The organism is Wandonia haliotis, assembly GCF_039523435.1.
Classification (GTDB): domain Bacteria; phylum Bacteroidota; class Bacteroidia; order Flavobacteriales_D; family Crocinitomicaceae; genus Wandonia; species Wandonia haliotis.
Genome location: NZ_BAAAFH010000022.1, coordinates 1,076,037 through 1,093,891 on the forward strand (window position 1 = coordinate 1,076,037; position 17,855 = coordinate 1,093,891).

A 17,855-nucleotide genomic window follows, 5' to 3' on the forward strand; every position below is an offset into this window, starting at 1 on the left:
TTATTCTTTTTCAAAAGTTAATGACTGAAGTTCTTCGCTAAATTCAATTTTACCGGCCTTTCGCCAACCATCATCGAACAAAAGCCAAAACGTGCTTCCGGAATTCTCCCGAAGCAATCCTGACGGATTTTCACTATACTGTTGCTGTTCTCCCCATTCATGAGATGCTACCGTTTCCCCCTTTTCTGACAGGACAAAACCTGTCTGTTCCAGATCAGAGGATACAGTAACCAACAAGTTACCATTAATTTTCGTTAATCCAACCGCGTGTCCCGGATTTTTTTTCGTTTTAACTTCATAAGATCCGAAGAGTTGAAACGCATCGTTGTCATCCTGTTTCCAAACAGACAGCGCAGTCCCTTTCCGGCTACTCAAATACCATTCATTCTCCATAAAGAATAACTGACCCCGTGCAGAAAAAACAGTCGCCGGATTATAATACGCTCCGGATGGGAAAAATGCTTTACGATCAGAAAGTTCGATAGCAGCATCGGGGCTTAGTAAAAAGCGTGAACCGGAAAACGCTCCTTTTTTATCAAAAATCAGAATATCAAACCCTTCTTTTTTATCCTTCACAGTAGTATGTACAAAATAATTTTCATCTGCTTTACTCCCGGCAAAATACAAAAGCGATTTATCTCCCTTTTCAACCACATCAAAAGGGAATACAGCAGGAACCTTTGCAATAAAGGTTTTTAAACTGTAGTGATTCAGGAATACAAGAACATCCTGATACTGCTTATTCTTTTTATCCTTCAAGCGAAAATGAAAAATCAGATCGTCCGTAGCATTGTTAATATCAATTAATTCACAGGAACTGTAATCAATGTCCGAAACAGATCGGAAAACCGGCGGAAAGTAAATAGATCCTTTTCGTATGTACCCACTCAAATTGGTCTGATTGTAAAAAATCTTTCCGTTGTCAGGCTGCAATTGATCCAGGAAATACAAGTAATCCGAATGTTCCGAATAGATAGGATACGGATTCTCAACCTGCGGCATATATTGTTCCTGCCATTTCGTCTCGCCGGAAGCACTAACTAAAGTAATTTCCTGCTGAAGCGTATTTCCTTTAAAGTCTTTACCCGCAACAATCACTCCCTTTCCGGGCCATTCATACAGCTTGTAATAAGGCAATTTTTTGGGTGTTATACTAATTTCCTGTGCAATGGAAATCCCTGAACAGAACACCAAGAATATTGTTAATATTTTAAGTTTTTTCATGGAAAAATAAAATAATTGCCCGAAATTAGGGATTTTAAAGATGCAGAACAACCCAAAAATTTATGTTATGTTAAGATTTAAATTGATTTTGTTTGCAATTTCGGCGGTATTCTTCGCCGGTGCACAAGCTGACATTGTCCCGATAAAACCGGGAACAATGATTCCTGAAAGCAATACACAGCTGAAGTCTGTTGACGGAAAAACCACAACGTTGAAAGAAAGTATGGGTAAAAATGGTCTGATTGTGATCTTTTCAGCAACAACCTGTCCTTTTGTAATCGGAGGAGAGAGTTTTGCCGGATGGGAGAAAGACTACAATTCCCTTTACGAATCCGCTCAGAAAACAGGTGTAAACCTCGTACTTATCAACTCCAATGAAGCCAAAAGAGAAGGTGGTGAAAGTTTTGAAGACATGACCCAACAGGCAAAAAAAGGAGAGTATAAAATGGCTTATCTGCTAGATAAAGACAGTAAAGTGGCAAATGCTTTCAACGCAAAAGCCACTCCTCACGTCTTTTATTTTGACAAGACAGGAAAGCTTATTTATGAAGGTTTGATTGATAACAGCTGGGATATTAAGAGAAAAAAAGAGGAGACTTATTTGTTAAATGCAATCGAAAATGCCTCTGCCGGAAAGAAAATTGATCCTCAGCAGACACCTGCGAAAGGTTGTAGTATTAAACGAAAGTAAACTTCTTAAAAACCATGAAAAAACATATACTCATTCTTGGCTTGCTGTTGCTCTCTATGAACGTGGAAGCACAGCAGGGAGACGGTGGTTTCCCGAAAAGCCATAAACTACCTGCTCAGGAATTAAAGCAGGTGCAAAAACAAATATTTTCAGAACCGAACATTGCAGCGCTTCGTTCAGAAGATGCAGAAACTGACGGAAAAGGTATTGCTCCGTGGAGATTCGGGTATAATAATCATACGCAATTGAACACTGAAAATGCCGGATCATGGATTGAACTTGCTGACGGTGGTAAAATCTGGTTGTTATCCATTACCTGTGAAAATGCATTGACGGTTAACCTTACATTTGAAAACACAGTAATCCCGGAAGGAAATGAATTATATGTATTCAGTCCCTCAGGAGATTTTGTTTTAGGGAAATTCACTTCAAAGCACCTGTATAAAGGAACGCTTGGAGCGGAATTAGTACCTGGGAACACAGTATTGGTTGAATACTACATTCCTGAAAAGAACAAGAATAAAGCAGGTTTTGTAGAAGTAGGTACAGTTACTCACGGATACAGATCTTCCAACGAATTTCAGGAAAAAGTTTTCGGAGAATCCGGTTCCTGTAATATGAATGTGAACTGCCCTGATGGTAGCCCGTGGGTAAACCAACGTAACAGTGCGCTTATGCTTGTTTCCGGAAGTAACGGATTCTGTTCAGGAGCACTGATTAACAACACCCTTAACGATGGAACTCCTTATGTTCTGACGGCAAATCACTGTTACAGTAATCCTGCTTCATGGATTTTCCGCTTTAACTGGCAGGCAGACGGTTGTTCTGATCCTGGTTCTTCTCCTTCTTTCCAGTCTCTATCCGGAGCTGTACTGCGGGCAAGAAGACAACCTTCCGATATGTGTTTGGTAGAAATCACAGCAGGAGCACTGGAAAACGGGACAGTTCCGGAAGCTTACAACCCTTATTTTGCAGGGTGGAATAATTCCAACACACCACCAACATCTACAATTTCTATTCATCATCCATCCGGTGATATTAAAAAGATTTCATTTGACGACAACCCTGCATCAGCAGAACAAGCTATGAATTCTACGGAACCGGCAAGTAGCTGGAGAGTACAATGGGATCGTAATACAACAACAGAAGGTGGTTCTTCCGGATCTCCTTTGTTTGATCAAAACGGTCGTATCATAGGACAGTTATGGGGCGGTGGAGCTTCTTGCAGCAATCTCACTTCTCCCGATTTTTATGGTCGCGTACACAATTCATGGGAACCCGCAGGGAGCGATCAGTCTAATCAATTGAAACATTGGCTAGACCCTAACAACTCAGGTGTTGAGTTTATCGACGGACTGAACCTGGGGACACCTGCTGCAGCTTTAGACGCCAGTATTGGTTCACTGGAAGGAGCTGCCGGAACCGTTTGTTCAGGAAGTGTTTCTCCTTCTTTCCGATTGATTAACCTGGGATCAACTGTAATGACAAGTGCTGTTATTGAATATAGCTATGATAACGGAGCTACTCAGACGATCAATTGGTCAGGAAGTCTCAACATGTATGAGTCTGAAGTGATCAATCTTCCGGTAAACAACCTGGGTAACGGAGAACATACTTTTGCAGTAGAAGTTGTTTCTGTAAACGGAAGTTCTGATGAAAATGCCGGAAATAATGCCCTTTCGTCAACTTTTACTACTTACCCGAATGGAGTGGAAGTCCAATACGACTTACAACTCGATTGTTACGGGAGCGAAACATCCTGGGTACTTGAAAACAGTACAGGAAACCAACTGGCAACAGGAGGACCTTATCCCGACAATTTTAACCCTCCATTAATGTCCACCGAATGGTGTCTGGAAGAAGGTTGTTACAAACTTATTCTTGACGACACATTCAGTGACGGAATATCTGGTGGAGGCTGGTGTTCAACAACAGGGTATGTTACAATTACGGACGCATCCGGTACAATAGGTGCTATTGCTGAAGAAGATGCTGACTTCGGAGCAACAACAACCATTAATTTCTGTACAAACCAGGTAGTGGGAGTTCAGGATTTAGAAAATGAGCATACAATATCAGTTTATCCTAATCCTACCAATGGTAAAGTAAACATACTGGCAGACGTATCCGGAACGAAACGTATTTCAATATACAGTACAACCGGAATGCTGGTTACTTCTTTTTCAACAGAAGCAGATACGGCAGAACTTGATTTATCCGAAAAAGCAACCGGAGTTTACAGTGTTCACATTGAAACAAAAGAAGGCGTTGTAGTAAAACGGATTATTAAACAATAACAGAAAAAACAGAACTAATAAACGGGCGATGAATATGCATCGTCCGTTTTTTTGTTGGAATAAACTATATTTTTTCTAATTTGCCATCCTTAAACAATTATCTATGAAAATAAACAACCCCGGCAGGTCACTCGCTGTTATTGTACTCGTTTTTTTCTTTTGGGGATTCGTAGCTGCTTCCAACACCGTACTCATTGGGCTTTTTAAAGAGGGGTTCGAGTTAACTCAGTTTCAAAGCCAGTTGGTTGACTGGGCATTTTATGCTGCCTATTTTAGTGGTTCGCTTGTTTATTTCCTTCTTTCTGTATTCTGGCGTGACCCTTTAAATGCAATTGGTTATAAAAAAGGACTGATTCTCGGACTTGGAATTTCTGCTATCGGTTCGTTGGGATTTATTCCTGCCGCAGATATGCAATCCTATCCCCTTATGCTCACCTCTCTTTTTGTTGTCGGGCTTGGATTTTCACTGCAACAAATTGTAGCAAACCCGTACGTAATTGCATTGGGCGAACCTAAAACAGGCGCACACCGTGTAAGTCTGGCAGGGGGAATTAATTCCTTCGGAACTGCCATTGGCCCACTTCTCGTCAGTTATGCCATTTTTGGGAATATCACCGGTGAAAATAAGTTCGGACTGGGAATTCAGGGAGTAAAAGCACCTTACTTATATCTTGCAGGGGCTTTCGTTCTCGTTGCAATCATACTTGCCCTTTCCAAGCTTCCGAAAGTAACATCCACAGAAAAGATCGAAAAAGGAATCGGCGCACTGAAATTTCCTCAATTACGTTGGGGAATGCTGGCTATTTTCGTTTATGTGGGTGTTGAAGTTGCAATTCAGAGTAACCTGCCCGAATTGATGAAACAACCGGACATTCTTGGACTAACGAGTGATCACACAGTTCATTTCATTTCGTTGTACTGGGGAAGCCTTATGATAGGACGATGGGCTGGTGCGATAGCCGCATTCAACTTACAAACCCAAACACGGAAAATTCTGCTGACAGTTGTACCTCTTGTCGCCTATCTCGTACTTTTGGGAGTAAACTGGATCAAGTTCAATGCGATTGGAACTCCTGAAAAAATGATTGAACTTTATTACTACTTTCCCTTTGTCTTACTCATGATCATTGCAACCTACATAGGACAGGAAAAACCAGCCCGCACTCTTATGATCTATAGTTTTGTTGCTTTGGTAATGATGCTTGTTGGAATTTTTACGGACGGAAAAACTTCTGTTTATTTCTTTATCAGCGGAGGCTTATTCTGTTCTATTATGTGGCCCTGTATTTTTTCTCTCTCTCTTGCAGGATTGGGAAAATACACCAATCAGGGATCTGCCTTCCTGATTATGATGATTCTGGGAGGTGCTATTATTCCTCCATTGCAGGGAGCTGTCGCAGATTACACACAAGACATACATTTTTCGTATTGGCTGACCGTAATTTGTTTTGCTCTTATTCTTTTGTATGCCTTCCGTGTTAAGAAGCATTTAAAAGATCAGGGAGTCGATTATGATGCATAAAGCCGAATTTTCAATTCAGAAAAAAATGCTTTATTTATCATTACATTTGTTCGAAAATCAGGTATCGGAATTTATCTATATTTATTCTAAATAGGACGATACCTTGATATTATTTTTAATGTGGGTTAAATTTGTCGCATTCATACTTAAATTATTAAGGATACCATGAGTAAATCAGTACTAATTAAGTCCTCTTTAGCCAAGAAATACTGGATGGCATTGACAGGACTGTTTCTGTGTTTGTTTTTAGTAGGTCACCTTGCCGGAAACTTACAATTGTTCATTTCAGGAGAAGAAGGAAAACTTCAGTTCAATGAATATGCCCTATTCATGACATCAAACCCGGCTGTCAAAATACTAAGTTACCTTACGTACTTCAGTATTTTATTTCACGCAATTGACGGTATTTTGCTTACCGTAGCGAACAGAAAGGCACGCCCGGTAAAGTATGCTAACTCTAATCCCGGAGCGAATTCTACGTGGTATTCACGCAGCATGGCAGTGTTGGGGACAGCGATTCTTGTCTTCATCGTTGTACACATGCAGAATTTCTGGTGGCGTATGCATTTCGGAGACCTTCCTGTAGATACTGCCGGAAACAAAGATTTGTACCAGGTTGTAATGGATTTCTTTAATCCTGCTGTTAACAGCACAGCAATTGTAGCGATGCTTCTTTACGTTGTTGCGATGTTTGCTCTTGCATTCCACCTGATGCACGGTTTCCAAAGTGCATTCCAAAGTTTGGGACTTCGCCACAAGAAGTATACGCCCGCTATTCAGAAATTGGGAACAGCATTCGCTGTTATTGTCCCATTGGCGTTTGCAGCGATCCCCGTTTATTTGTTTTTATCTCAACAATCTTAATCCATAAACAGATATGAGTACATTGGATTCAAAAATACCAGCAGGTTCATTAGACAAAAAATGGACTGATTATAAAAATAAAGTAGCCCTTGTAAACCCGGCAAATAAGCGACTGATAGATGTGATCGTAATCGGATCAGGTCTTGCAGGATCTTCTGCAGCTGCTTCGTTGGCTGAGATGGGGTATAATGTTAAAGTATTCTGCTTTCAGGATTCACCGCGTCGTGCTCACTCTATTGCAGCACAGGGAGGAATCAACGCAGCAAAAAACTATAAAAATGACGGTGACTCAACGTTCCGTCTTTTCTATGATACAATTAAAGGTGGTGACTACCGCGCTCGTGAAGCAAATGTTCACCGTCTGGCAGAAGTAAGTGCAAACATCATTGACCAGTGTGTTGCTCAGGGTGTTCCTTTCGCTCGCGAATACGGCGGACTTCTGGACAACCGTTCTTTTGGTGGAGTACAGGTACAACGTACATTCTACGCAGCCGGGCAAACCGGACAGCAGCTTTTGTTAGGTGCGTATTCGGCACTTTCAAAAGAAATTTCAAAGGGTACAGTTAAGATGTATAATCGTCATGAGATGATGGACATCGTTAAAATTGATGGTAAAGCCAGAGGAATTATTGCACGTAACCTTGTAACCGGAGAAATTGAGCGTCACTCAGGACACGCAGTACTTCTATGTTCCGGTGGGTACGGAAACGTATTCTTCCTTTCTACGAACGCAATGGGAAGTAATGTAGGTGCGGCATGGAAAGCATATAAAAAAGGAGCATTCTTCGGAAATCCTTGCTTTACACAGATTCACCCTACTTGTATCCCGGTTTCAGGAGATCACCAAAGTAAGCTGACGCTGATGTCAGAGTCACTTCGTAATGACGGTCGTATCTGGGTTCCTAAAAAGATCGAAGATGCGAAAGCCATTCAGCAAGGTCAAAAGAAAGCAAATGATATAGCAGAAGAAGACCGTGATTATTACCTGGAAAGACGTTACCCTGCATTTGGTAACCTGGTTCCCCGTGATGTAGCTTCGCGTGCAGCCAAGGAAAGATGTGATGCCGGATTTGGTGTAAACCCAACCGGGCAGGCTGTTTTCCTTGATTATGCCGCTGCTATTGAGCGATACGGTAAGATTGAGGCTAATAAACACAACATTGTCAATCCGGATAAAACAACAATTATCAAACTAGGTAAAGATGTTGTGAAAGAGAAATACGGAAACCTGTTTGATATGTATATGCAGATCACTGGTGACAACCCGTATGAAACTCCGATGAAAATTTATCCGGCAGTACACTACACAATGGGTGGACTTTGGGTGGATTATGAATTAATGACAACTGTTCCCGGTTTATACGCCCTTGGAGAAGCTAACTTTAGTGACCACGGAGCAAACCGACTTGGGGCCTCTGCTTTGATGCAGGGTCTGGCAGACGGATATTTCGTTATTCCTTACACAGTAGGATCTTATTTATCAAAAGACATTCGTACAGGAAAAATTCCAACGGACACTCCTGAGTTTGAAGCAGCAGAAAAAGAAGTTAAAGATCGTATCGACAAACTTATTGCTAACAAAGGAACAAAACCTGTTGACTACTTCCACAAACGTCTTGGAAAAGTAATGTGGGATAAATGTGGTATGGCACGTAATGAACAAGGTCTTAAAGAGGCGATCGAAGAAATAAGTGTTATACGTGCAGAATTCTGGGAAAACGTTCGTGTTCCGGGATCTGCAAATGAATTCAACCCTGAATTGGACAAAGCAGGACGCGTTGCTGACTTCCTTGAATTAGGAGAATTAATGTGTCTGGATGCACTGACAAGAAGAGAGTCTTGTGGTGGACACTTCCGTGAAGAGTCCCAAACTGACGAAGGGGAGGCTCTTCGTGACGATGAAAACTATGCCTTTGTTTCTGCATGGGAATTTACCGGCGACGGTCAGGAACCCAAAATGAACAAAGAGGAATTGGTATTCGAAAACGTAAAACTGGTTCAACGAAGCTACAAGTAAGGTATTTGTCGAATCATTAAAAAAACGAAAGAGATGAAATTAACATTGAAAATCTGGCGACAAAAAAGCGCTAATGATAAAGGTAAGATTGTAAACTACCCCATCGACAATATTTCACCTGATATGTCCTTTCTTGAGATGTTGGATGTATTAAATGATCAGTTGGTTGAACAAGGTGAAGAGCCTGTAGCATTTGACCACGATTGCCGCGAGGGTATTTGCGGAATGTGTTCATTATATATCAATGGTCGTGCTCACGGACCTCAGTCGGGTGTTACTACCTGTCAGCTACACATGCGTTCTTTTAAAGACGGAGATACGATTTATATCGAACCATGGAGAGCAAAAGGATTTCCGGTAATCAAGGATCTTGTAGTAGACCGCTCTGCGTTTGACCGTATTATTCAGGCAGGAGGTTATATTTCCGTTAATACGGGAGCGGCACAAGATGCCAACTCTATTCCTGTTCCTAAACAAGATGCAGATGATGCGTTTGCTGCTGCAACTTGTATCGGATGTGGGGCATGTGTGGCTACCTGTAAAAATGCTTCTGCCATGCTTTTTGTATCGGCAAAAGTATCTCAGTTTGCACTACTTCCGCAGGGTCGTGTAGAAGCTGAACAACGTGTATTAAATATGGTTTCTCAAATGGATGAAGAAGGTTTCGGAAACTGTACAAATACAGGAGCTTGTGAGGTAGAGTGTCCTAAAGGGATCTCTCTTTCTAATATCGCACGAATGAACCGTGAGTTTATGAAAGCTTCGCTGACAACTACTGAAAAATAACAGAAATTCTTTCAGATAAAGTGAAGGGGAATTCGAACGAATTCCCCTTTTTGCTACTCCATATTTTAAATACAAAGTATGGGTAAAGTAAAAGGCGACACGGTAAACCGCATCGCCCTCCACGTTTTCGATTATAGATAAAATTTATTTACCAGGTAAAAGACAATCCAAACGAAACAGCGTTTGCTCTTTGCGTAACAGATGTCTCAAATAAAGGAACCAGGTTATAACTACCGAATATACCCCAGTTTCTGTATCCTAAACGCAATGTTGCGTCCAACTTAAAGGGATTAAGGAAAAACGATCCTCTTTCCACGTATTTATATACTTCACCATTCTGTTTCGACTTCCTTTTAACATCCGAACCGATACGTACACCCGCCAAAACACCGAAAGCAATGTGTATATTCTTTCTGTAATCATCACTGGTGTTTACCTGAAATAAAACCGGAAGTTGCAAATAGCCAACCAACAAACGATTTCTCGTGTAATTCCAAACTGTATCCAGCTCAGCTGTCATCTCATTGTCCAGGTAGTTAAAATCAATCATATAGTTTCTCTTGAAACCATAATGTACGGCATTAAAACCGATACCGCTGACAAATCCAAAATGGTGCTTCGCAATTGGGAAATAATGTTCAAAAAGATTCACATTGAATGTCCAAGAAGCCGACGGATCATTTTCCAGATAATCGGCCCCTGTAAAAGAGGTACCTCCGGAAGAATTCAACAGCATCCCCACACCAATATCTAACCCGGACCAATGTGCATACTTATGATCTCCGAGAATCTTATCCTTTCTCCGGTATCTGTTGTAGTACCCTTGATCTTTGCCATTCTTTTCAATGGCTATCGTCATATTTGAGTCTCCCAGTTTGATTTTTGTAGTATCGGCTTCCTGACCGTATCCCGTAAATACACTACCGCACAAAAAGAGGAAAAGCAATTTTCTCATTTCTTCTTGTTTTCTTTTTTGTTCTCGTCGTCGTCTTTATTATTCTTGGAAAAGATTGATTTGACAAAACTTACGGTAAAGCGACCTATTCGTACATAAAATGCATCATTCTCCCGCTTCAACTCAACACTTTCATCAATCTTAATGGTTACTTTGTTCACAAGGGAAGAGGATTTCAGATCCTCCTGCTCTTCAGACATAGCTGTAATATAACTAGGCTCCTCGCTAATATCAGCAGGAGTTTTCTCCTGTTGCAGAGTTTCTGTTTGTAAGGCGATCACATCCGTATTAAGATGTTGGTCTAATGTGATATTATCTACTTGCTTCAATCGGGGTAGTGCAGCATCCTCCATGTAATTTGTACGTGCATTATCCAAAGTATTGTCTGCCAGCCAGACCATTTTTTCTTCTCCCGAATTAATTGAGTTTTGAGGAGTGTTTTTCCCGCCATCCCCGATAACGATCTCTTCATTCAACAGATTTTCAGACCCAACATCAGGTAATTCTTCGGCGACAAACTGTCCTCCTACATCCCGAGTTGACACTCCTCCTTCGTTCACATACGCCATGCGCTCAGAAGAGTATAGCGACGGATTATCATTTCTGAAAAAAGTCCACATAAACAAAACAGCTGCTGCGACTCCTGAAAAACGCAGTAACCATGGCATGACACGAACAGGTGCTTCCTGCATCAATAGTGCTTTTCTTGAAAACTCTTCTGCTCCCGGTTTAAGCGCAATCGACCGCATGAGTTTATACTCGTCCCTGCATTGCTCATTTTTCTCTATCATCACAGAAAGTTGCTTTTCTTCATTTGGTTGAGCAACATTTTCTGTTACTGAGATAATAAGGTTCAAAAGGTTTTCTTCGCTTTCTTCCTTATACAAAGTATTTTTGCGACGGTTAGGAACATGACTGGTTAAGAGAACAGGCGTCGTATCCATTTCCTCCAGATCAGCTTCCAGATCAGAATTGTCTGATAAAAAATCAAACAACTCTTCAGCCAGTTCCGAGGACAGTCTCCCTTCACTTAAATCCAGTAAAAAGGCTTCATAGTTATTTCGCGTAATTCTTTTCATCGTTCGTCTAACACATAATCTATTTTTCTCAAATACTCTCTCAAATTTTTTCGCGCCCTGAAAATATACACCTTCACCTGCGACTCATTCAACGACAAAATCTCTCCTATCTCCTCGTAACTGTAACCCTCATAATCCCGCAGCAGTATCGCACTCTGTTGAATCTGGGGCAATCGTTCCAACGCATTGTTCAGAATCTCCTGTAAGTCCGTCTGTTTCTGAAAGCTCTTTTGTTCCGACTGAATTTCTTCGCTGTAGCAAATCCTGGCGTCTTTTCTTATGTAGTCTATCATCGTTCGATAGGCCGCCTGAAAAAAATAACTCTTGGCTTTAGCAAATGAAATATCTTCAACTTTTACCCAGACTTTTTCAAAAACATCCTGGACAATATCCTCCGCTTTCTCAACATTCTTTATGTGTTTTAAAACGAACCGATAGATATTATCGGAGTAGTCTCTTACACAAATGTTGTATTCGCTTACTGTCATTCGATTTTGTTCTCGTTTTTACTGAGACGGATTACGTCTTCTTTTGTTACAGGATTATTAACAAATTTAACAATTAATTGTGGACAACGCCTCCCAACAGTTTCTGTCCACCCTGTTTTTCTTTCGGTTTAAGGGAGTATATTCCACTCTCAAAAACAGGAATAATCTACCCAAGTCTTCCCAACAGCTTCTAAAAATAGAATCAATTGTATTACCTTTGTCTATCACAATCAAATTCGAAAAACGTGGAAGAACAAGTAGTCCTTGTAGACAGAAGTGATAATCCCATCGGGCTGATGGGAAAAACAGAAGCGCATGAAAAAGGTCTTTTGCACCGTGCCTTTTCTGTTTTTGTGGTGAATGATAAGGGAGAGGTCCTTTTACAGAAACGTGCCGATTCCAAGTATCATTCAGGAGGATTGTGGACGAACACCTGCTGCAGCCATCCAAGAGACGGCGAGGAAATTATCGAAGCAGGAAAACGACGTCTGCAGGAAGAAATGGGGTTTGTGGTAGATCTTACTTATGCCTATCCCTTTATCTACAGAGCAGAATTGGATAAAGGTATGACCGAACATGAATTTGACCATGTAATGACAGGTGTTTTTAATGGCGAACCTGTTCCTAACCCTGAAGAAGTGGGAGACTGGAAATTTATGGCATGGGAGGATCTCGTTGATGACATGAAAAATAATCCTGAGAATTACACGGCATGGTTCCGTATCATTATGCAGGAAAATGCAGACGAAATAAAAAAATACTTATAGTCATACACTCCCGCTCTTTTGGCGGGAGTTGTTATATACATAAAAAAGGGAGTTATGAAAGTATGCAGACGGGAGACTTTCAATGCAGCACATCGGTTGTATAATCCGACATGGTCGGAGGAAAAGAACGACGAAGTCTTTGGTCTTTGCAATAACCCCAATTATCACGGACACAATTACGTACTGGAAGCCTGGGTAGAGGGAGAAATAGATCCCGACACCGGGTATGTCATCGATATGAAGACACTGAAACAATATATCCGGGAAGAAGTGATTGAACCCTTTGATCACAGAAACTTAAACCTTGACGTACCCGAATTTGCACAGTTAAATCCTACTGCAGAACACATTGCGATTGTTATCTGGAACAAGCTCAGGAAAAGACTTTCATCCCGACTTGAACTAACGGTACGTTTGTACGAAACAGAACGAAATATTGTAGAATACAACGGAAAGTAAGCACTATTTACTCCCCGATCAGAAAGATGAAATTCTGCTGTGTATGATTCAACGGATCAAAAGGCACCAAAATCCCGTTCTCAACCACATTGATTGTATAGCCTAACCCTGTTAGTAAATCAAAACATTTTACCCGGTTCTCGTTGTCCCATAATTCGGCATAAATAACCGGGTGTGTCCGTTGTATTATTTCAATTCCCCCGCGAAGTGCGAAAAACTCAAAATTTTCAACGTCCAGTTTAATAGCATCTACCTGTTCTTGTGGGAAAAGTGTATCCAACTTTGTACACTGCACTTCAAACTCATCTCCCTCGTTCCATTCGGTAATACTTTCATGTTTGACATGACTCAACCCTTGCATACGGGTTTTTCCCTGAACGGGGAGCACCATTTTGACGGTTTTTTCTTCGTCACCCACCGCCAGTTCATGCACCTCTACATTTTTTAGTCGGTAGCGACGAATATTAGCGTATAGAACAGCCAGGTTATCCGGTATAGGTTCTATGGCATGAATCGTTGCAGCAGGAAACTTCTTCCCCAAATGCACCGTCATAATCCCCAAATTGGCACCTATATCAAGGATTGTAGCAGGATGTTTCAACAGGTCAACAAACGCAAAGAAGTCGGCTTCTTTCTTGTCTTTGCGAAGTGTGACAATTTTAAAACGGGAAAAAACAATCAGATAACGCCTAAAACCAAGCATTCTCTGCAATAGATATTTAATTCCGTTTTTCACAACCAGCAAAATAGGGCGCAAATGTACATAAACTGTTTATGTAGTACAAGAAAAAAGGACTGACTTGCATTTTCTTTCATCACCACCCGGTCGGGTAGTTATCTTTTTCGTTCCGGATTCTGCGTAAGAAAAGATTTCCAGTCTTTTGAACCTGCCTTATTATTCTCTCCGATCCCTTTGGAAAAATAGTGACAAACAGCCGCAGCAAGACCATCTGTTGCATCAAGATATTTTGGCATTTCCGGAAAATTCAGCAGCGTTTGCAACATAGCCGCTACCTGTTCCTTGGATGCATTACCACTTCCGGTAATACTCTGTTTGATCCGCTTTGGGGTGTACTCTTCGTACGGCACATTCTTGCTCAAGGCAGCCGCTATGGCAACGCCCTGGGCACGCCCCAACTTTAACATAGACTGCACATTCTTTCCGAAGAAAGGAGCTTCGATAGCCATTTCATCCGGTTTATACTCCCTGATAATTTCCTCTACCCGATCGTAAATTCGTTTCAGCTTATCCGGTTGGTTTCCCAGTTTATGTAGGTGAATCACGCCAAAATTGAGTAAACTGAGCTTCTTCCCCTGCACATGCACTAACCCATACCCCAAAACGGTAGTACCCGGGTCAATTCCAAGAATTATTTTATCTTCAACCATTATTTTAAGCTACTTTGGCGAAATTACGGAAAATAAACGGGAAGATAATTACAACCATCAAGTTGCTGGTTAGCATTGGTTTGTTGATAATTCTGCTATATCAGCTCTTTCGGTTTGATAAATTTGCCCCCGAAGAAATTCTGCTTCGAAAACCGTCTCTTTTGTTCCTGGCATTTCTGCTTATGCCCATCAACTGGCTTATAGAGGGAATAAAATGGCGTATCATTCTGAAAAGTCTCCACGCAAAAGTTTCTCTTTCCAAAGTTGTTTTTTCATTGTTAACCGGTGTGTCTTCCAGTCTCTTTACACCCAACCGGTCGGGTAACTTCATCGGAAGAATGATCTGGCTTCCGAAACGCCTGCAAATAGAGGCTTCTGTTCTTACGATCTACGGAAATGTAGCACAATGGATTGCTTCGATGTTCTTCGGAGCTATCGGGTTTGCTCTTTTCGTTCATCTGGATTTCCCCGAAATAGCAGGTTGGATGTGGGTTATTTTCTATTTACTCACAACAATAATGGTGGTTCTGTACCTCAGACCGATGGTCGTACCACGGTTTATTTCCCGTTTTTTCTGGAAAAAATCTATGGAGCATGCAGCGCTTGTTCTGCAACGGAATCATCAGCTGAAATGGCAATTATTGGGGTTGAGTTTACTAAGACACAGTATTTTTTCTATACAATATGTCCTCATCCTTTCGGCGTTTACTATCCCGGTTAACCTGGAATTACTATATGCTGTATGGACTGTTTACTTCCTTATGACACTGGCTCCTTCCATTGCTTTCGGAAAGCTTCTGGTACGGGAAAATATTGCCGTTTTTGTGTTAGCAGGTTTGATTCCTAATTCTGCTGTGATCCTGAGTTGCTCACTGATTCTTTGGTTTATTAATCTAAGTCTTCCGGCTTTACTCGGAGGAATAATCTGGTTGCGATGGAAACCCTCGAAATCGTAGTAGCCCTCTGGATCAGTATTGCGCTCGGCTTTGCGTTGTATATTTTACTTTTTAATGTCGTTAGAAAGCGAAAGCAATCCCCGAAAATACGACCGGAAGAGCTTACTGTTATCATTCCATTCCGAAACGAAGAAAGCCGGATTCGTCCCCTTTTACAGTCACTCAAAGCTCAAAAACAACTTCCCGCTGCATTCATTTTTGTAGATGATCATTCTACTGACAATGGAAAAGCCGTAATCCAACAAGAACTTTCGGAATCTGCCATTTCCTTTGAGATTCTTTCTCTTTCCCATCCTGTTTCCGGGAAAAAAAAAGCTGTTTTTGAAGGAGTTAAAACAGTAAACACTCCCTATACACTCACTCTTGATGCAGATGTGGTAGTACCTGAAGATTATTTCTCCGCCCTTCCCTATCCCGGGAGTTACGCTATGATTTGTCTGCCTGTTCGGATGACAGGAGCTACTTTGGCCGGTAAATTAATGGAGCTGGAGTACGGTAGTTTTCAACTGTTACAGGGAAGTGTTCCGGAAAACGATCCTCTTATGGCTAGTGGTGCCAATCTGCTATTCGCTACGAAAGACTACCTGACATACAACGATCTGTCACAACATGACCATCTCCTTTCGGGGGATGATCAATTTGCGCTTTCTCAATTCAAAAAACAGGGAAGAAAAGTACGTTACACCCTCCATCCTGAACAAACGGTTGTCACACCTGTTCCGGAATCTATCGGAGCTTTGATCCGACAACGAATTCGCTGGATGGCGAACAATTCAGGGGGAACGGACTCCCGGGCCACTTTCTTTGCCGGATTGGTGGTTTTGATTAACCTGATCTATCCGGTCTCGTTTTTACTATTGATTGTACAAGCTGATTATCCACTTGCTTTCCGATTATTCATTGTACGTTTTTGTGTGGATTTTATTACGTACATACCCTGGTTTACACGCTATCAAAACTGGAGTCTAGCCTTCTACCTTCCCTTATTGCAATTTTTTTACCCGCTTTTACTCTGTTCAATCGGGTTGGGTTCTTTGTTTATTCACAAAGAGTGGAAGGAGCGGTCGGTAAAACAGTAGTAAGTTACATTAGAAATAAACAAACAGTATAAGTCCAACAACCAGACCAACGATAAGTAAGGAAAGATATCCCACTAAAATACCCCAAAACCATTTCTTGTTTTTCGCCTTAAGTTCTTCTTTTTTTGTTCGCTTATTACTGGCCATTCTAAAGATAGAATGCAGTGTAACAGGGAAAAACAAAGCTGCACAACCCAAAATTAATGGAACGACAAAATACGACATTGCAAATATAGAGAACGCTAGTGTAAGAAACAGGAAAATTGCCATCATTACCAACATTGCGTCACTTGCTTTCTTAAATTTATACGCATGACGTTCTTTTCTTTCCTCAATAGATTCCGGTTCCGAGTTACCGTTATAGCCCCGCTCAACTTCTACCTCTGAAATACCTTTCCTTTCAATGTTACTTTTCTTATCTGGTTTATTTCGCCTTGGTAAGGACTCTGCTATTGTTTCTGTTTCTTGAATCCGAACCGTTGTATTGCTAACAACCTCATCTATTTTTTCAGTCTCTCTCCACTCCTCTTCTCTTAAAGAGAAGGCTCCTTCTGTTTTGTCTTCAGCTTCAAATGACCTGATAGCCTCCTCTTTTTCAGCTTTACTTTCTCTCCAGCCATATTCATAGCCTCTCTGATACTTCCGTTGATGGAATGACGATGTACCACATGAAACGAAAACCAACGCTATCGTAGTGAAGAAAATATATTTGTTCATAACACAACTAATTTTTATGACTACCTCATCAAAAACTATCAGTACTGAAGCTCATAGTATTCATAATCTCCCGCTTCTATAAAGACAGAGTCTGAAAAGTTCTCTGTTAAACCATTTTTTGTGACAGACCACTCAAAAAACCACCAACCCATGGGTACCTCAACGAAATTAGACATCTCATAATCAGTACATCCTTCATACTCAGCATTTATAATAAAGCCAACATAATCAGGGAGATTTGTATATCGGTACACCTCTATATGATCATTTTCATCAAAACATGACGTATTTACGTATCTGAATCTCAAGTATCCACATGGCGCATACTCAAACGCTAAATCCGTCGCTTCTCCTACTGACCAGGTATATCCCATTCTATTGAGATAGCAATGTTCCTCCGGAAATTGTCCGACAAAAACCTCATACCGCCTGTTTTTATTAAACTTCTCTGTTACAAAAAGTACTCCTTCGCTGTTGGTTTTTCCGCTGTAAAAATCCTTGGTTTTAGAACCGGACACACCATCCGACACATTAAATATTTCTACGATACTAATCGTGTTACCAA

18 protein-coding genes are annotated in these 17,855 nt (G+C 41.1%); 10 read left to right on the top strand and 8 right to left on the bottom strand.

Features of this window, described 5'->3' with window-relative positions; translation table 11 throughout:
• Nucleotides 1–1,224: a hypothetical protein gene (locus ABDZ97_RS17375; RefSeq protein WP_343790939.1), complete on the bottom strand. Its 1,224-nt coding sequence runs from the start codon at nt 1,222–1,224 to the stop codon at nt 1–3.
• Between the two features lie 67 nt (nt 1,225–1,291).
• On the opposite strand from ABDZ97_RS17375, the gene ABDZ97_RS17380 reads away from it, so the two are divergent.
• The 6 genes from ABDZ97_RS17380 to ABDZ97_RS17405 all read left to right on the top strand — a co-directional run bounded on the left by ABDZ97_RS17380 (nt 1,292) and on the right by ABDZ97_RS17405 (nt 9,401).
• A complete protein-coding gene (locus ABDZ97_RS17380; protein WP_343790942.1) occupies nt 1,292–1,915 on the top strand; it encodes a redoxin family protein in 624 nt (207 codons plus the stop codon).
• A gap of 14 nt (nt 1,916–1,929) precedes the next feature.
• Nucleotides 1,930–4,212 (top strand): T9SS type A sorting domain-containing protein, encoded by a 2,283-nt coding sequence (locus ABDZ97_RS17385; RefSeq protein WP_343790945.1) that lies wholly within the window; start codon nt 1,930–1,932, stop codon nt 4,210–4,212.
• A gap of 103 nt (nt 4,213–4,315) precedes the next feature.
• On the top strand, nt 4,316–5,734 hold the full coding sequence (locus ABDZ97_RS17390; RefSeq protein ID WP_343790948.1) for an MFS transporter: 1,419 nt from the start codon (nt 4,316–4,318) through the stop codon (nt 5,732–5,734).
• Nucleotides 5,735–5,899: 165 nt separating this feature from the next.
• On the top strand, nt 5,900–6,598 hold the full coding sequence (locus tag ABDZ97_RS17395) for a succinate dehydrogenase cytochrome b subunit (protein ID WP_343790951.1): 699 nt from the start codon (nt 5,900–5,902) through the stop codon (nt 6,596–6,598).
• Between the two features lie 13 nt (nt 6,599–6,611).
• Nucleotides 6,612–8,615, top strand: coding sequence for a fumarate reductase/succinate dehydrogenase flavoprotein subunit (locus ABDZ97_RS17400; protein ID WP_343790954.1), 2,004 nt, complete (start codon nt 6,612–6,614; stop codon nt 8,613–8,615).
• Nucleotides 8,616–8,648: 33 nt separating this feature from the next.
• Nucleotides 8,649–9,401 (top strand): succinate dehydrogenase/fumarate reductase iron-sulfur subunit, encoded by a 753-nt coding sequence (locus ABDZ97_RS17405; protein WP_343790957.1) that lies wholly within the window; start codon nt 8,649–8,651, stop codon nt 9,399–9,401.
• Between the two features lie 148 nt (nt 9,402–9,549).
• Here the strand turns inward: ABDZ97_RS17405 and ABDZ97_RS17410 are convergent, their stop codons facing one another.
• From ABDZ97_RS17410 to ABDZ97_RS17420, 3 genes are read right to left on the bottom strand one after another with little or no spacing between them, the layout of a single operon-like run.
• Entirely contained in the window at nt 9,550–10,356 is an 807-nt protein-coding gene (locus ABDZ97_RS17410) for an outer membrane beta-barrel protein (RefSeq protein WP_343790960.1), read from the bottom strand.
• Nucleotides 10,353–11,435, bottom strand: a complete 1,083-nt coding sequence (locus ABDZ97_RS17415) for a hypothetical protein (protein WP_343790963.1) — start codon at nt 11,433–11,435, stop codon at nt 10,353–10,355. The genes ABDZ97_RS17410 and ABDZ97_RS17415 overlap by 4 nt, the downstream gene beginning before the upstream one ends.
• On the bottom strand, nt 11,432–11,923 hold the full coding sequence (locus tag ABDZ97_RS17420) for an RNA polymerase sigma factor (RefSeq protein ID WP_343790966.1): 492 nt from the start codon (nt 11,921–11,923) through the stop codon (nt 11,432–11,434). The genes ABDZ97_RS17415 and ABDZ97_RS17420 overlap by 4 nt, the downstream gene beginning before the upstream one ends.
• A gap of 245 nt (nt 11,924–12,168) precedes the next feature.
• Between ABDZ97_RS17420 and idi the strand changes: the two genes are divergently transcribed.
• Together idi and ABDZ97_RS17430 are read left to right on the top strand one after the other, a co-directional pair.
• On the top strand, nt 12,169–12,690 hold the full coding sequence (gene idi, locus ABDZ97_RS17425; RefSeq protein WP_343790969.1) for an isopentenyl-diphosphate Delta-isomerase: 522 nt from the start codon (nt 12,169–12,171) through the stop codon (nt 12,688–12,690).
• 54 nt (nt 12,691–12,744) lie between these two features.
• The gene (locus tag ABDZ97_RS17430) at nt 12,745–13,149 is read left to right on the top strand and encodes a 6-pyruvoyl trahydropterin synthase family protein (RefSeq protein ID WP_343790972.1); all 405 of its coding nucleotides are present in this window, start codon (nt 12,745–12,747) and stop codon (nt 13,147–13,149) included.
• Nucleotides 13,150–13,156: 7 nt separating this feature from the next.
• On the opposite strand, the gene ABDZ97_RS17435 is transcribed toward ABDZ97_RS17430, so the two are convergent.
• On the bottom strand, nt 13,157–13,852 hold the full coding sequence (locus ABDZ97_RS17435; protein ID WP_343790975.1) for an FkbM family methyltransferase: 696 nt from the start codon (nt 13,850–13,852) through the stop codon (nt 13,157–13,159).
• 131 nt (nt 13,853–13,983) lie between these two features.
• Nucleotides 13,984–14,538, bottom strand: a complete 555-nt coding sequence (gene ruvC, locus ABDZ97_RS17440) for a crossover junction endodeoxyribonuclease RuvC (protein ID WP_343790978.1) — start codon at nt 14,536–14,538, stop codon at nt 13,984–13,986.
• Between the two features lie 14 nt (nt 14,539–14,552).
• Between ruvC and ABDZ97_RS17445 the strand changes: the two genes are divergently transcribed.
• Entirely contained in the window at nt 14,553–15,494 is a 942-nt protein-coding gene (locus ABDZ97_RS17445; RefSeq protein WP_343790981.1) for a lysylphosphatidylglycerol synthase domain-containing protein, read from the top strand.
• Nucleotides 15,473–16,573, top strand: a complete 1,101-nt coding sequence (locus ABDZ97_RS17450; RefSeq protein WP_343790984.1) for a glycosyltransferase — start codon at nt 15,473–15,475, stop codon at nt 16,571–16,573. The genes ABDZ97_RS17445 and ABDZ97_RS17450 overlap by 22 nt, the downstream gene beginning before the upstream one ends.
• Nucleotides 16,574–16,582: 9 nt before the next feature.
• On the opposite strand, the gene ABDZ97_RS17455 is transcribed toward ABDZ97_RS17450, so the two are convergent.
• Together ABDZ97_RS17455 and ABDZ97_RS17460 are read right to left on the bottom strand one after the other, a co-directional pair.
• Complete coding sequence (locus ABDZ97_RS17455; protein ID WP_343790987.1) at nt 16,583–17,290, bottom strand: YrzE family protein; 708 nt, start codon at nt 17,288–17,290, stop codon at nt 16,583–16,585.
• Nucleotides 17,291–17,328: 38 nt separating this feature from the next.
• A partial coding sequence (locus tag ABDZ97_RS17460; RefSeq protein ID WP_343790990.1) for a hypothetical protein occupies nt 17,329–17,855 on the bottom strand: 527 nt, incomplete at its 5' end.

Excerpts from the sequence above, each read along its gene's own strand:
- ABDZ97_RS17430 (WP_343790972.1), top strand. The coding sequence starts at position 12,745 with ATGAAAGTATGCAGACGGGAGACTTTCAATGCAGCACATCGGTTGTAT.
- ABDZ97_RS17400 (WP_343790954.1), top strand. The coding sequence starts at position 6,612 with ATGAGTACATTGGATTCAAAAATACCAGCAGGTTCATTAGACAAAAAA.
- ABDZ97_RS17395 (WP_343790951.1), top strand. The coding sequence starts at position 5,900 with ATGAGTAAATCAGTACTAATTAAGTCCTCTTTAGCCAAGAAATACTGG.
- ABDZ97_RS17390 (WP_343790948.1), top strand. The coding sequence starts at position 4,316 with ATGAAAATAAACAACCCCGGCAGGTCACTCGCTGTTATTGTACTCGTT.
- ABDZ97_RS17375 (WP_343790939.1), bottom strand. The coding sequence starts at position 1,224 with ATGAAAAAACTTAAAATATTAACAATATTCTTGGTGTTCTGTTCAGGG.
- ABDZ97_RS17385 (WP_343790945.1), top strand. The coding sequence starts at position 1,930 with ATGAAAAAACATATACTCATTCTTGGCTTGCTGTTGCTCTCTATGAAC.
- ABDZ97_RS17405 (WP_343790957.1), top strand. The coding sequence starts at position 8,649 with ATGAAATTAACATTGAAAATCTGGCGACAAAAAAGCGCTAATGATAAA.
- ABDZ97_RS17410 (WP_343790960.1), bottom strand. The coding sequence starts at position 10,356 with ATGAGAAAATTGCTTTTCCTCTTTTTGTGCGGTAGTGTATTTACGGGA.
- ABDZ97_RS17435 (WP_343790975.1), bottom strand. The coding sequence starts at position 13,852 with ATGCTTGGTTTTAGGCGTTATCTGATTGTTTTTTCCCGTTTTAAAATT.
- ABDZ97_RS17415 (WP_343790963.1), bottom strand. The coding sequence starts at position 11,435 with ATGAAAAGAATTACGCGAAATAACTATGAAGCCTTTTTACTGGATTTA.
- ruvC (WP_343790978.1), bottom strand. The coding sequence starts at position 14,538 with ATGGTTGAAGATAAAATAATTCTTGGAATTGACCCGGGTACTACCGTT.
- ABDZ97_RS17420 (WP_343790966.1), bottom strand. The coding sequence starts at position 11,923 with ATGACAGTAAGCGAATACAACATTTGTGTAAGAGACTACTCCGATAAT.
- ABDZ97_RS17450 (WP_343790984.1), top strand. The coding sequence starts at position 15,473 with ATGGAAACCCTCGAAATCGTAGTAGCCCTCTGGATCAGTATTGCGCTC.
- ABDZ97_RS17380 (WP_343790942.1), top strand. The coding sequence starts at position 1,292 with ATGTTAAGATTTAAATTGATTTTGTTTGCAATTTCGGCGGTATTCTTC.
- ABDZ97_RS17455 (WP_343790987.1), bottom strand. The coding sequence starts at position 17,290 with ATGAACAAATATATTTTCTTCACTACGATAGCGTTGGTTTTCGTTTCA.